Annotated in this window: 14 protein-coding genes; 7 read left to right on the top strand and 7 right to left on the bottom strand. The window is 72.8% G+C overall.

Annotated features, from left to right (window positions below):
* Positions 1 to 198 precede the first annotated feature (198 nt).
* The 3 genes from ACIQVZ_RS04320 to ACIQVZ_RS04310 all read right to left on the bottom strand — a co-directional run bounded on the left by ACIQVZ_RS04320 (position 199) and on the right by ACIQVZ_RS04310 (position 1,474).
* Positions 199 to 618 carry a rhodanese-like domain-containing protein gene (locus tag ACIQVZ_RS04320; RefSeq protein WP_402447107.1) on the bottom strand — a complete coding sequence of 140 codons (420 nt, stop codon included), beginning with the start codon at positions 616 to 618 and terminating at the stop codon, positions 199 to 201.
* Entirely contained in the window at positions 612 to 1,202 is a 591-nt protein-coding gene (locus tag ACIQVZ_RS04315) for a cysteine dioxygenase (RefSeq protein WP_402447105.1), read from the bottom strand. The genes ACIQVZ_RS04320 and ACIQVZ_RS04315 overlap by 7 nt, the downstream gene beginning before the upstream one ends.
* A gap of 194 nt (positions 1,203 to 1,396) precedes the next feature.
* Positions 1,397 to 1,474 (bottom strand): putative leader peptide, encoded by a 78-nt coding sequence (locus ACIQVZ_RS04310; protein WP_106981192.1) that lies wholly within the window; start codon positions 1,472 to 1,474, stop codon positions 1,397 to 1,399.
* Positions 1,475 to 1,894: 420 nt separating this feature from the next.
* Here ACIQVZ_RS04310 and ACIQVZ_RS04305 point away from each other — a divergent pair, with 420 nt between their 5' ends.
* The 4 genes from ACIQVZ_RS04305 to ACIQVZ_RS04290 all read left to right on the top strand — a co-directional run bounded on the left by ACIQVZ_RS04305 (position 1,895) and on the right by ACIQVZ_RS04290 (position 6,841).
* Positions 1,895 to 2,737 carry a nitrilase-related carbon-nitrogen hydrolase gene (locus ACIQVZ_RS04305; protein WP_402447102.1) on the top strand — a complete coding sequence of 281 codons (843 nt, stop codon included), beginning with the start codon at positions 1,895 to 1,897 and terminating at the stop codon, positions 2,735 to 2,737.
* A gap of 11 nt (positions 2,738 to 2,748) precedes the next feature.
* The gene (gene hydA / locus ACIQVZ_RS04300) at positions 2,749 to 4,179 is read left to right on the top strand and encodes a dihydropyrimidinase (protein ID WP_402447099.1); all 1,431 of its coding nucleotides are present in this window, start codon (positions 2,749 to 2,751) and stop codon (positions 4,177 to 4,179) included.
* A gap of 76 nt (positions 4,180 to 4,255) precedes the next feature.
* Positions 4,256 to 5,287, top strand: coding sequence for a TIGR03842 family LLM class F420-dependent oxidoreductase (locus tag ACIQVZ_RS04295; protein WP_350875093.1), 1,032 nt, complete (start codon positions 4,256 to 4,258; stop codon positions 5,285 to 5,287).
* 27 nt (positions 5,288 to 5,314) lie between these two features.
* Entirely contained in the window at positions 5,315 to 6,841 is a 1,527-nt protein-coding gene (locus ACIQVZ_RS04290; RefSeq protein WP_402447097.1) for an NCS1 family nucleobase:cation symporter-1, read from the top strand.
* Here ACIQVZ_RS04290 and ACIQVZ_RS04285 read toward each other — a convergent pair.
* Complete coding sequence (locus ACIQVZ_RS04285; RefSeq protein WP_402447094.1) at positions 6,748 to 7,005, bottom strand: glycosyltransferase; 258 nt, start codon at positions 7,003 to 7,005, stop codon at positions 6,748 to 6,750. The genes ACIQVZ_RS04290 and ACIQVZ_RS04285 overlap by 94 nt on opposite strands.
* A 188-nt stretch (positions 7,006 to 7,193) precedes the next feature.
* Here ACIQVZ_RS04285 and ACIQVZ_RS04280 point away from each other — a divergent pair, with 188 nt between their 5' ends.
* Complete coding sequence (locus ACIQVZ_RS04280) at positions 7,194 to 7,460, top strand: GlsB/YeaQ/YmgE family stress response membrane protein (protein ID WP_350875097.1); 267 nt, start codon at positions 7,194 to 7,196, stop codon at positions 7,458 to 7,460.
* Positions 7,461 to 7,582: 122 nt separating this feature from the next.
* On the opposite strand, the gene ACIQVZ_RS04275 is transcribed toward ACIQVZ_RS04280, so the two are convergent.
* The 3 genes from ACIQVZ_RS04275 to ACIQVZ_RS04265 all read right to left on the bottom strand — a co-directional run bounded on the left by ACIQVZ_RS04275 (position 7,583) and on the right by ACIQVZ_RS04265 (position 10,207).
* Positions 7,583 to 8,170, bottom strand: a complete 588-nt coding sequence (locus ACIQVZ_RS04275; RefSeq protein WP_350875099.1) for a TetR family transcriptional regulator — start codon at positions 8,168 to 8,170, stop codon at positions 7,583 to 7,585.
* A 75-nt stretch (positions 8,171 to 8,245) separates the two neighbouring features.
* Complete coding sequence (locus ACIQVZ_RS04270) at positions 8,246 to 9,259, bottom strand: aldo/keto reductase (protein WP_402447090.1); 1,014 nt, start codon at positions 9,257 to 9,259, stop codon at positions 8,246 to 8,248.
* A gap of 132 nt (positions 9,260 to 9,391) precedes the next feature.
* Positions 9,392 to 10,207, bottom strand: a complete 816-nt coding sequence (locus tag ACIQVZ_RS04265; protein WP_402447087.1) for a class I SAM-dependent methyltransferase — start codon at positions 10,205 to 10,207, stop codon at positions 9,392 to 9,394.
* A gap of 189 nt (positions 10,208 to 10,396) precedes the next feature.
* On the opposite strand from ACIQVZ_RS04265, the gene ACIQVZ_RS04260 reads away from it, so the two are divergent.
* Both ACIQVZ_RS04260 and ACIQVZ_RS04255 read left to right on the top strand, forming a co-directional pair.
* Entirely contained in the window at positions 10,397 to 11,758 is a 1,362-nt protein-coding gene (locus ACIQVZ_RS04260) for a sensor histidine kinase (RefSeq protein ID WP_402447084.1), read from the top strand.
* On the top strand, positions 11,755 to 12,414 hold the full coding sequence (locus ACIQVZ_RS04255) for a response regulator transcription factor (protein WP_350875108.1): 660 nt from the start codon (positions 11,755 to 11,757) through the stop codon (positions 12,412 to 12,414). Before ACIQVZ_RS04260 ends, ACIQVZ_RS04255 begins: the two co-directional genes overlap by 4 nt.
* Positions 12,415 to 13,118 lie beyond the last annotated feature (704 nt).

Below are 13,118 nucleotides of genomic sequence, written 5' to 3'. Positions count from 1 at the left end.
CTTCGGACCGGCGGAAACTCTGATCAGACTATGACCTGGATCATCTCCTGTCTCTCACTTACCACCCGGCACGGGGCCCGGACCCCGCCTCCGGACGGCCGGGGCCGACCGGACGCCCGACGTTCCGGCAGGTCAGAGGGGCGGGACGCGGACAGCCTGACGGCGGGTCGAGGGCTCGGGCCCCGGACGATCAGCCCGTCAGCCGCCCGAGCGCCCCAGCCCTCCAGGCTCTCCGCCGCCCCGGCGTGTCGGCAGCCCGGAGGCCGCCCAGCCGACGAAGCCGCCGTCCAGATCGGTCGCCCGGTGCAGCCCCAGCTCGCGCAGCGAGGTCGCCGCCAGGCTGGAGGCGTACCCCTCCGAGCAGACCACGATCACCTCGACGTCGTAACCCGACGCCTCGGCGATCCGGTGACTGCCCGTCGGGTCCAGCCGCCACTCCAGGACGTTGCGCTCGATGATCAGCGAGCCGGGGATCTCCCCCTCCGCCGCCCGCTGCGCCGCCGGACGGATGTCCACCAGCAGCGCGCCGTCCAGCTGCGACTGGTACGCCTCCCGGGCGCGCGGACGGTGGACGCCCTCGCGGGCCCGCTCCACCAGGTCGTCGATCGTGGTCACCATTGCTCCGGTCCTTCCTCCGAGGTGCGGACGAGCCCGCCGGCCCGCAGGTCGTAGTGCGCCATCGAGCCCAGCGGGGGCGAGTAGGCGTGCAGGGTCACGGCCGGGCCGGACGCGGTGTTGCGGACGTCGTGCACGTACTCGGGGCCGAAGGCGCGGGCGGTGCCGGCCGGGACCCGGCGGATCAGCAGGCCCTGCTCCGGCCCGCCGAGGGACAGCTCCTCCAGCTCGCCGAGGGCGACGGTGAACGCGCCGCGCGAGCCGCCGTGGTCGTGGAAGCCGGTGGACTGGCCGGGCAGCCAGCTGATCAGCCACACCTCGTGGTCGTCGTCGGCCACCAGCCGCTGGTACCAGCGCTCCTCGGTGGAGAGTCGGACGAGGTGGATCCACTGGTCGGGCTGTTCGGCCAGTTCGCGGACGACGGTGCGCAGGGCGCTCGGGGTGAGCGGCGCGCGGGTCTCCTCGGTGGCGGTGGCGGTGGCCGTGGCTCTGGCTGTTCGTGCCGGTGCCGGTGCCGGTGCCGGTGCCCGTGCCGGGGTCGGGGCTCGGGCGGCAGCGGGTTCGTCGGGGGCGAGGTTCAGGCTCATGGGGGCGTCCTCGGGTGCAGCGGGAACGTCGGCGGGGTGCGCCCTGGTCCGGCGGCGGGCGAGGGCACGGGCCGACGGAGCGGCACGGCACGCGCGGGTGCGCCGGGCGGGGCGGGGATCAGAACTCTGGGTGCGGGTGTGCGGCGCGGGCCCTGGCGGACGTCACAGGGCGGGGGCGGCGGGGAGAGCCAAGGTCAACAGGCACAGATGGAACTCGCCTGGCGTCGCAGATCGACGTGCAGGCGGCAGACCAGAGTGGTGCCGGTGTCCATGCGCCGGATCCTTCCCGAGCCAACCGGACGAAGTCAAGCCGGATGGGGCCGACCGCCGCCGGCCGCGCCGCGCTGCTCCACCCCGGGCCGACCGGCTGACCGGCCGACCGGTCGTCGAGCCGTTCCGGACCGCAACCGCCGAACGGCACGCACAGGCGTAAGGACCCCACTCGCGGGGTAAATGATCGTTTCATCCCATCCAGGACCCTCCGCGTGTCCGCGTCACGAGATCGCCCCAGATGCGTTACCGCCAACGTATTGTCAGGCCACCGAGGCCCGGCCTACGGTCTACAGACCGCTTTCTACGCACGTAGACCCCTGCGGATCCCCGGCGGTCCGCAGACGAGACCCGCCCGCCCCGTCAACCCTCAGACCGCAGGCCCGACCCCATGGCCGGGCAGCGGAGTTGCGGAGGTATCCATGTCGCAGATCGTCCGTGCCGCGCTCGTCCAGACCCGCTGGACCGGCGACCAGGAGAGCATGATCGCCCTTCACGAGCGGTACGCCCGTGAGGCCGCCGCCCAGGGCGCGAAGATCATCGGTTTCCAGGAGGTCTTCAACGCCCCGTACTTCTGTCAGGTCCAGGAAGCCGAGCACTACCGCTGGGCCGAAGCCGTCCCCGACGGTCCCACCGTCCGCCGGATGCAGGACCTCGCCCGTGAACTCGGCCTGGTGATCGTCGTCCCGGTCTACGAGGAGGAACAGGCCGGGGTCTACTACAACACCGCCGCCGTCATCGACGCCGACGGCAGCTACCTCGGCAAGTACCGCAAGCACCACATCCCGCAGGTCAAGGGCTTCTGGGAGAAGTACTACTTCAAGCCCGGCAACCTCGGCTGGCCCGTCTTCGACACCGCCGTCGGCAAGGTCGGCGTCTACATCTGCTACGACCGCCACTTCCCCGAGGGCTGGCGCGCCCTGGGCCTGGCCGGAGCGCAGATCGTCTACAACCCCTCCGCCACCAGCCGAGGCCTCTCCGGCTACCTCTGGCAGCTGGAACAGCCCGCCGCGGCCGTCGCCAACGAGTACTTCGTCGCCGCCATCAACCGCGTCGGCACCGAGGAGTACGGCGACAACGACTTCTACGGCACCTCCTACTTCGTCGACCCGCGCGGCCAGTTCGTCGGCGACGTCGCCTCCGACAAGGAGGAGGAGCTCGTCGTCCGCGACCTCGACCTCGACCTGATCGAACAGGTCCGCCAGCAGTGGGCGTTCTACCGAGACCGCCGCCCCGACGCCTACGGACCGCTCGCCGAGGCCTGAGGAGCAGCGCGATGACCACCCGCGACCCGCACCAGCGCACCATCGTCCGCGGCGGCCTCGTCATCACCGCCGCCGACGAACTCCACGCCGACGTCCTCATCGAGGGCGAACGCATCGCCGCCCTCGCCACCACCGGCAGCTCCGCCGCCGAGGCCTGGAGCGCCGACACCGTCATCGACGCCACCGGCCACTACGTCATCCCGGGCGGTGTCGACGCCCACACCCACATGGAACTGCCCTTCGGTGGCACCTCGGCCTCGGACACCTTCGAGACCGGCACCCGGGCCGCCGCCTGGGGCGGCACCACCACCATCGTGGACTTCGCCGTGCAGTCCGTCGGCGGCTCGCTGCGTCAGGGCCTGGACACCTGGCACGCCAAGGCCGACGGCAACTGCGCCGTCGACTACGCCTTCCACACCATCGTCTCCGACGTCGACGAGGGCGTCCTCAAGGAGATGGACGCCCTCGTCGACTCCGGCGAATCCACCTCCTTCAAGCTCTTCATGGCCTACCCCGGCGTCTTCTACAGCGACGACGGCCGCATCCTGCGCGCCATGCAGCGCGGCGCGGCCAACGGCGGGCTGATCATGATGCACGCCGAGAACGGCATCGCCATCGACGTCCTGGTCGAACAGGCCCTCGCCGCCGGGCACACCGCACCCCGCTACCACGGCGAGGTCCGCCGCGAACTCCTGGAGGCCGAGGCCACCCACCGGGCCATCAAGCTCGCCCAGGTCGCCGGCAGCCCGCTCTACGTCGTCCACGTCTCCGCGGCCGCCGCCCTCGCCGAGCTCGTCCAGGCCCGCGACGCCGGGCTCAACGTCTTCGGCGAGACCTGCCCGCAGTACCTGTTCCTCTCCACCGACAACCTCGCCGAGACCGGCACCGACGGCTTCGAGGGCGCCAAGTACGTGTGCAGCACGCCGCTTCGGCCGCGCGAGCACCAGGAGGCGCTGTGGCGCGGGCTGCGCGCCAACGACCTCCAGGTGGTCTCCACCGACCACTGCCCGTTCTGCTTCACCGGGCAGAAGGAACTCGGCCGCGGCGACTTCTCGAAGATCCCCAACGGCCTGCCTGGCGTGGAGAACCGGATGGACCTGCTCCACCAGGCCGTCGTGGACGGGCACATCACCCGTCGGCGCTGGGTCGAGATCGCCTGCACCACGCCCGCCCGGATGTTCGGGCTGCACCCGCGCAAGGGCACCATCGCGCCCGGCGCCGACGCCGACCTCGTCGTCTACGACCCCACCGCCGTGCAGACCGTCTCCGCCGCCACGCACCACATGAACGTGGACTACTCGGCGTACGAGGGCCGCCGACTCACCGGCCGCGCCCGCACCGTGCTCTCCCGCGGCACCGTCGTGCTGGACGGCGAAACCTGGCTCGGCCGGGCCGGCCACGGCACGTTCCTGCGCCGCGACACCTGCCAGTACCTGACCTGACCACTCTCCCGTGCCGCCGCCCGGGCCTGTGCGCACGACCGCCCGGGCGGCGGAACCACCCTCCCCGGAGCCACCCATGGACATCGGCCTCGTCCTGCAGACCGACCCGCCCGCCCGCCTGCTCATCGACCGGATGATCCGCGCCGAACAGGCCGGGTTCAGCCACGGCTGGACCTTCGACTCCTGCGTCCTGTGGCAGGAGCCGTTCGTCATCTACAGCCGGATCCTCGCCGAGACACGGCGGTTGACCGTCGGACCGATGGTCACCAACCCCTCGACCCGGACCTGGGAGGTCACCGCCTCCCTGTTCGCCACGCTCAACGACATGTACGGCAACCGCACCGTCTGCGGCATCGGCCGCGGCGACTCCGCCATGCGGGTCGCCGGACGCCACCCCGCCACCCTCGCCCGGCTCTCCCAGGCCATGCACGCGATCAAGGAGCTGGCCGAGGGGCGGACGGTCGAGGTGGACGGCACCGAGATGCACCTGCCGTGGGTCGGCCCCGGGGCTCAACTCCCCATCTGGATGGGCGCGTACGGGCCGAAGGCGCTCGCGTTGACCGGTCGCCAGGCCGACGGGTTCATCCTCCAGCTGGCCGACCCGTACCTCACCGAGTACATGGTCAAGGCGGTGCGGTCCGCCGCGGCCGAGGCCGACCGGGATCCGGACGCCGTCACCATCTGCGTCGCCGCCCCCGCCTACGTGACCGCCGACGACTCGCCCGCCGCGCTCGCCCACGCCCGGGAGCAGTGCCGCTGGTTCGGCGGGATGGTCGGCAACCACGTGGCCGACCTGGTCAGCCACTACGGCGCGCACTCCGACCTCGTCCCGGAGGCCCTCACCGACTACATCAAGGGCCGCCAGGGGTACGACTACAGCCACCACGGGCGGGCCGGGAACCCCGACACCGCCTTCGTGCCGGACGAGATCGTCGACCGTTTCTGCCTCATCGGCCCGCCGCAGGCCCAACTCGCCCGCCTGGAACACCTCCGCTCCCTCGGTGTCGACCAGTTCGCCGTCTACGCCATGCACGACGCCGTCGAGGCCACCATCGACGCCTACGGGTCCGACGTCATCCCGCACCTGTCCCACCAACCCCGGACGTAACGCCACTCGCGCGGAGGGGAGTTGCCCATGGCCGACACCGCGACCAGCGGCGGCGGGCACCGGCAGCACTCCGACGGCCGGGCCGAACTCGACCCGGCCGCAGGAGAGTTGCCGTCCAACGGCTTCACCAACGACGACCTGCGGCCGGTCCCGGTGGCACGGCGCACCTGGACCACCTACAATTTCCTGGCGCTCTGGGTCGGCATGGCCCACAACATCCCGTCCTGGACGCTCGCCTCGGGGCTCGTCGCGCTCGGCATGGACTGGAAGCAGGCCGTACTGACCATCGCGCTCGCCAACCTCGTGGTGCTCGTGCCGATGCTGCTCACCGGGCACGCGGGGACGAAGTACGGCATCCCGTTCCCGGTGTTCGCCCGGGCCGCGTTCGGACTGCGCGGCGCCAACCTGCCCGCGCTCATCCGGGCGGCGGTGGCCTGCGCCTGGTTCGGCATCCAGAGTTGGATCGGCGGCGAGGGGATCTTCCTGCTGGCCGGCAAGCTGCTGGGCGAATCCTGGCGCACGGCAGCGGAGTTCGGCGGCTACCCATGGACGCAGTGGGTGTCGTTCCTGCTGTTCTGGCTGATCGAGATGGCCATCATCGCCCGCGGGATGGAGACCCTCCGGCGGTTCGAGAACTGGGCCGCACCGTTCGTGATCGTCGGCGCGCTGGCGCTGCTGGCATGGATCACCGTGAAGGCGGGCGGGTTCGGTCCGCTGCTCGACCAGCCGTCCCGACTGGGCTGGGGCGGCGGGTTCTGGAAGGTCTTCTTCCCGGCACTGATGGGCATGATCGGGTTCTGGTCGACCCTGTCGCTCAATATCCCCGACTTCACCCGCTTCGGCGGCAGCCAGCGCGCCCAGATCCGCGGGCAGGCGCTCGGCCTGCCGACCACGATGACGCTCTTCGCGCTGCTGTCCGTCCTCGTCACCTCCGGCTCGCAGGCCGTCTACGGCGCACCGGTGTGGGACCCGATCGAACTCGCCGCGAAGATGGAGAACCCGGTCGGCATCCTGTTCGCGCTGCTGACCGTCCTGATCGCGACGCTGTCGGTGAACATCGCCGCCAACGTCGTCTCGCCGGCCTACGACCTCGCCAACCTGCTGCCCCGGCTGGTCGACTTCCGTACCGGGGCGCTGATCACGGGCGTCGTCGGGATCGCGATCTTCCCGTGGCGGCTGATCTCCGACCCGCACGTGTACATCTTCACCTGGCTGGGGGTGGTCGGCGGGCTGCTCGGGACGGTGGCCGGGGTCCTGATCGCCGACTACTGGGTGCTGCGCGGCACCCGGCTGCAACTCGCCGAGCTGTACCGGCCGGGCGGGGCGTACTGGTACGCGGGCGGGTGGAACTGGCGGGCGGTGACGGCGCTGCTGGTCGGGGGCGTCCTGGCGGTCGGCGGCTCGTACGGCGGGCCGTTCCCGGCGGACGGGCTGCTGCCCCTGTTCAAACCGCTGGCCGACTACGGCTGGGCGGTGGGCTTCGGGTCGGCCTCGGTGCTGTACCTCGTGCTGGGCCCTCCCGGGTGTCCGGGCGGGCGGGCGGCTGACAAGTGACAGGTAACAGATGACAGATTTCGCCCTGCGGTCCGCACCGAGGAGGCGAAGGTGGCGCGGGTTGCGACGGCCACCTGATGGCCGGCCGCCTGGAGGCGGGCGCCGAGCCCGGTGAACGGGGCCACGTCGCCCCGGGATCCGGCGGTGGCGATCAGGATGCGCATGGCCGCGGTATCCCGGCGCGGGCACCCCGCCGGAAGGGCGCCGCGCCCGGAGCGGCCCGGAGCGGCCCGGTCCGGGGTGGCCGGTTCGGGCCGGTGCTCCCACTGCGCCGGAACCGGGCGGCGGCAGGCGGCGTCCTTCCTGGCAGAGCGGCGGAACGGGGCCGTCGCGCCGTGGACGGGAGGGACAGATGAGCATCGTCGCGTGGATCGTGCTAGGCCTGCTGGCGGGGGCACTGGCCAAGCTGCTGCTGCCGGGGAAGGACCCGGGCGGCCTGATCGTGACCACCCTGATCGGTATCGCCGGTTCCTTCGTCGGCGGTTGGATCGCCTCGCACTTCCTGCACAGGTCGGTGACGGCGCACTTCTTCGACATGGCGACCTGGGTGTCGGCGATCGGCGGGGCCCTGGTGCTGCTGATCATCTACCGGCTGGTGTTCGGCAGTTCCCGACGCTAGCCCGAGCGCCGGGAACCGAGCTGCACCGAAACATCGACGACCGGGCCCGCGGGCGACCGGGTTTCGCTCCGGTGCCGGCGGGCCCGGTCGTCGATGTCCGGGTCAGGGGCGCCTGGGGTGTGTCACTTGGCGAGCAGGCCGCCGAGGATGAGCTTCCAGAGGGCCTCGAAACGGTCCTCGATGGTCGGCTCGGACCACGAGGACGCGTACGCCGGGTCGTGGAAGGGGCCGGTGGCGTCGAAGACGGCGCGGGCGGTGGAGAGGATGTGGGCGAGCTTGAACTCCTTGCTCTCCATGCCGTCCTGGACGATCTGGGCGATCTGGGTGACCAGGGTGTCGATGTGTGCCTCGACGATGCCGCTGTTCTCCTCGACCAGCACCATGTAGGTGGCGAACAGCTCCGGGTCGTCCAGCGCCTTCTTCCGCTTGGCCGCGAACAGCGTCACCAGCCAGCGGTGCAGCCGCTCGACGGCCGAGCCGGCCTCGGTCGAGATGAAGGCGAGCTGGTGGTGCGCCTGGTCGAGCCAGCGCTGGGTGACCGCCTCGCGCAGCGCGGCCTTGCTCGGGAAGTGGCGGTAGACGCTGCTGTGGCTGACGCCGAGGATCCGGGCGACGTCCACGACGGTGGCCTTGGCCGGGCCGAACCGCCGGAGGACGTCCTCCGCCGCGATCAGGATCTGCTCGGCGGTGAGTGTGGTGTCCGTGGTCACGGGGAGGTCCGTCCTTAGGGTCGTGCGGTCGAGGGTGGTGCTGCCGTCCCCGGCCGTCGGGCCGGTTCCGGTGGGTCAGTGCTCGCTGTCCAGGTGTGCCATCTGGGCGGCAGCGTAGCGGTCGCCCGCTGCGGAGCCGGCGGGGACGGCCGCCTCGATGGCCGCGAGGTCGGCCGCGGTGAGCGTGACGTCCAGCGCGCCCAGCGCCTCGGTGAGGCGGTCGCGGCGGCGGGCGCCGACCAGCGGAACGACGTCCTCCCCGCGCGAGGCGACCCAGGCGATGGCGACCTGGGCGACGCTCGCCTCCTTCGCGGAGGCCACCGCGCGAAGCGCCTCGACGAGCGCGAGGTTGTGGGCCAGGTTGTCGCCCTGGAAGCGCGGGCTGTGGCCGCGGAAGTCGGTGCCGGCCAGGGCGCGACCCTGGTCCCAGTGGCCGCTGAGCAGGCCGCGCGAGAGCACGCCGTAGGCGGTGACGCCGATGCCGAGCTCGCGGGCGGTGGGGAGGATGGTGTCCTCGATCGAGCGGGAGATCAGCGAGTACTCGATCTGCAGGTCGCTGATCGGGTGGACGGCGGCGGCGCGGCGCAGGGTGTCGGCGCCGACCTCCGACAGGCCGATGTGGCGGACGTAGCCGGCCTTCACCAGGTCCGCGATGGCGCCGACGGTCTCCTCGACCGGGACGTTCGGGTCCAGGCGGGCGGGGCGGTAGACGTCGATGTGGTCGGTGCGAAGGCGGCGCAGTGTGTAGGCGAGGGCGGTCTTGGTGGCGGCGGGGCTCGCGTTGTAGCCGAGCCACTGGCCGTCCGGGCCGCGCTGGGCGCCGAACTTCACGCTGATCTGCACGTTCTCGCGGGCGCGGCCGCGCAGGGCCTCGTGGATCAGCAGCTCGTTGTGGCCCATGCCGTAGAAGTCGCCGGTGTCGAGCAGGGTGACCCCGGCGTCGATCGCGGCGTGGATGGTGGCGATGCTCTCGGCCTCGTCGGCCGGGCCGTACAGGTCGGACATGCCCATGCAGCCGAGGCCGAGGGCGGAGGTGACTGGTCCGGAGGTGCCGAGGGTGCGCTGTGTGGGGCGGGAGGTCGTGGCCACGGGGACTCCAGGGGTGGGTGCGGCGATGGGTGGGGTGACCCGGAGTCCACTATGGCACGACAGCGAACAGATTTCAAAATCTGTTTGCTGTCGTCTGTTATCTGTTATCTGAAAGCTGTCACCTGTTATCTGTCACCCGCCGACTCGATCGGCCGCTCGGCTGCGCTCCTCGTGCGCGAGCGCCTCGTCGGCTGCGGCCTCGCCTGCCGGGAGCCCTGGCGGCGAGGCCGGACCCCAGTCCTCCCGCCCGCCCGGCGATCGCAGCAGGTAGGCGCGGGCCGGCGGCAGGTTGCGCCACACCGTGCGCCGGCCCAGCCCGTACACCGCCTCGAACTGCCGCAGCAGTCGCACCACTGCCCGGTGGCGGGCGCTCTGCCGGGGCCCCGAGGACAGGGTGCGGGCCGTCGTCGTACCGAGGTAGCCGAAGTACGTCAGCTCGCCCCCGGGCAGCAGCAGCCGCAGGTAGAGGTCGAGGAGGTGGCGCACCTGGGCCGGCTCGAAGTTGGTGAAGGGCAGGCCCGACACGATCACGTCGTACCGCTCGTCCTTCTGGTCCTGGGTCAGTTCCTCCACCCGGCAGGCCGACAGCCGCAGGGCGACGCCCGGGCGTCGTGCGGCCAGCACCGGGTCCTCGCGCAGCCGGTCGGCGAAGCGCGGGTTCGCCTCGACGACGTGCAGCCGGTCGCCCGGGAGCAGTACTTGGGCCAGCCGGCGGGTCACCACGCCCGTCCCGGCGCCGACTTCCAGCACCGAGATCGGCCGATTCGGGCGGCTGGTGGCCGGAACCACCAGGGCGTTCACCAGGTCCTCGCCGCTCGGGGCCAGCGCTCCGGTGTCGTGGAAGGTGCGCAGGGCCTCGGCGAGGAACAGCAGGTGGTCCCCGGCGGACCGCGAACTGCGCTGCGGGGCGGAGAAGTCGGGGCGCGGGCTGAGCTGTTCGATGGTCATGCCGTCGACGCTAGGCAGCCCCGCCGCACCCCGAATCGGCCGACGAGCGACCCGCACCCCCGACGAAAGTCGAGGGTGCGGGTACCCGGGAGAAGGGGGCACCCGCCCGCCGCCCGCCCGTAGCATCGAGCCGGACGGACGGACAGGCGACGGACGACGGGCGGACGGAGCGAGCACGGAGGGAGCCCGATGCGAGAGGACGGGAGCGGCCCGATGCGCGCGGGCCTGTTGGGCTGGTACGGCCCGGGCCGCCGGCTGTGGGGCGAAACCCTGCTACTGCTCGGCATCCTCGCGCTGACCGCCGAGGAGGGCCTCTCCCAGTGGGTCCACGCCGACGAGCCGTCGCGGCTGCCCCGGACCGTCGTGGCTTCCCTCGCCCCGCTCTCCCTGCTGTTCGCCCGCCGCTACCCGATGGCCTCCGCCGTCCTGCCGGTGCTCACCGGCGGCCTGTTCAACCGCGCCTTTCCCGGGCTGTTCAGCGTCTACTACCTCGCCTCCCTCGGCCGGACCGGCCCTGCGGCGGCCGGCGGCGCCCTCATCGCGGGGGTGAGCGCGACCCGAGCCGACTCGCTGGTCGGCTGGGCGGGCACCACCGGATCCCAACTCCTCGTCCAGGCGGCGGCCTTGTCCTTCGGCCTGTGGCTGCACGGCCGCCGGGTGCTGATCCGCACCCTGCACGAGCAGGTGGACACGCTGCGCCGGGAGCGCGAGTTGCGCGCCGAACGGGCCCGGGCCGCCGAACGGGCCCGGATCGCCCGGGAGATGCACGACGTGCTCGCCCACCGGCTCAGCCTGCTGGTGCTGCACGCCGGGGTGCTGCGCGACCAGGCCCTCGCCGGCACCGTCGCCGCCGACCCGGACCGGCTCACCCACCGCCTCGAACTGCTGCGCACCACCGCCGCCCACTCGCTCGACGACCTGCGCGACGTCCTCGGCGCCCTGCGGGCCGACCCGCCGACAGCACCGGCCGCCGAGGAGGTGCCGGCCGCAGCGTCCCGGGCGGTGTGCGTCCCGGTGCCTGCTCCGGCGCCCGTCCCGGCGCCCGCGTTGCGCGACCTCACCGAACTCGTCGGCGAGGCCACGTCGGCCGGGCAGCAGGTCGAACTGGCCCTCTCCGGCGACCCGGAGACCGTCCCCACCACCCACCGACTGGCCGTGCACCGCCTGGTCCAGGAGGCGCTGACCAACGCCCGCAAGTACGCGCACGCCGCGCCCGTCACCGTCCGGGTCCGCTACGGCGCCCCGGCCACCACCGTCGAGGTCCGCAACGGCCCGGGGGAGGCGTCGCCGAACGGGCCGGGCACCGGCGGCGGGTACGGTCTGGTGGGGCTCACCGAACGGGTCGACGCGCTCGGCGGCCACCTCGACGCGGGACCGGACGGCGGTGGCGGCTTCCGGCTCGCAGCCCGCCTGCCCGCACCGGAGCGCCCGCCGCAGACCGTGTCAGGGTCCGTGCCAGGACCGGCTCCAGGACCGGGACACGGCCTCGGATCCGGGCCTTCCCCGACCCTTGCCCCCTCCCCGACCCCGCAGCCGAAGGACGCCTCATGATCCGCACGATGGTGGTCGACGACGACGCGCTGGTGCGGCTCGGCCTCGTCGACCTGCTGGCCCAGGACCCGGCCCTCACCGTGGTCGCCGAGGCCATCGACGGGCTGCAGGCCGTCGAACTGGCCCGCAGCCGGCGGATCGACGTGGCGCTCATGGACATCCGGATGCCCCGGCTCGACGGCATCGCCGCCACCAGGCGCCTGCGCGAACTGCCCGAGGCCCCGCGGGTGATCGCGCTCACCACCTTCGACCTCGACGAGTACGTGTACCAGGCGCTCGCCGCCGGGGCCGACGGCTTCCTGCTCAAGGACACCCCGCCCGCCGAGATCGCCCGGGCCGTCCACGTCGTCGCCGGCGGCCAGGGGATGCTGCACCCGGCGGCTGCGAGGCGACTGATCGACCGCTACCACCGCACCGGTGCGCCCCGGTCGGTCGCCGCCCGCAACCGGGTCGCCGGGCTGACCCCGCGCGAGACCGACGTGCTGCGCGAACTCGCCGACGGGCTCTCCAACGCGGAGATCGCGGGCGTCCTCGGGATGCGCGAGAGCACTGTGAAGGCGCACGTCAGCCGGATCCTGACCGGGCTGGGCGTCGGCAACCGGGTCCAGGCCGCGTTGCTCGCGCGCGATGCCGGGCTGGTCGGAGACGGCGCCTGAGCCGGCGCCGGGCGCTGTGGGACGCTGCGGTGCGGGGCGGTGCGGGGCGTGCCGTCGTGGCTCGCGTGGTCGCTGGTCCTGCCGATGCCCGACGCCCGGTGGTGCGCACGGTGGTGGGTGGGGCGTCGTGTCGTCCGGTGTTCACGCGAGTGTTCCCGGGGCGTCGGACCGGGCTCCCCCTGAGCCGGTCGCGTGCTCCCGGTTCGTACCGCGCGCTGAGCCGTTGTCACCCATCCGGCGTGGAAATCCCGCGCCTTGGCGGTTTGCGCTGCCGAACCCGGGCGGCGGGTCCATGGTGGAGATGGGCGCGATCCGGCGACCGCGCCCGCGCGCCGATCCAGGCCCGCGCGCCGCGCGCCCGCCGCTGTTCTCCGACGGGTGTCCGAGGCTGAGGGCCCGGTCCCGGCACGCTGGGAGCAGGGCCACCTCGCAGGAAGCCGAACGGTTCTTCTAGGCTCACATCTCGGCTTCCCTGCGGCGGTCCGGCCCGTTGCGCCCGCCGTCAGGAAGCCGCCGTCCACGGGGCCCCGGGCGGACCGGGGCCACCGGATCGAGCGAGGAGGACGCAATGCCAAGCACGCCGCCCAGCCGTTCCACCGCACTTGGGCCAGACGGTCCGTTCCGAAGGGCCGGGCACCATCCCGGTCGATCGGCACGGTCTGGCCGGGCCTGGCAGCCGGGTTGGGGTGGTCGGCCGGTCCGGC

Origin of the sequence: Kitasatospora sp. NPDC098663 (genome assembly GCF_044760075.1) — a bacterium.
Taxonomy (GTDB): Bacteria; Actinomycetota; Actinomycetes; order Streptomycetales; family Streptomycetaceae; genus Kitasatospora.
This window is presented reverse-complemented; position numbering and strand designations above follow the sequence as displayed.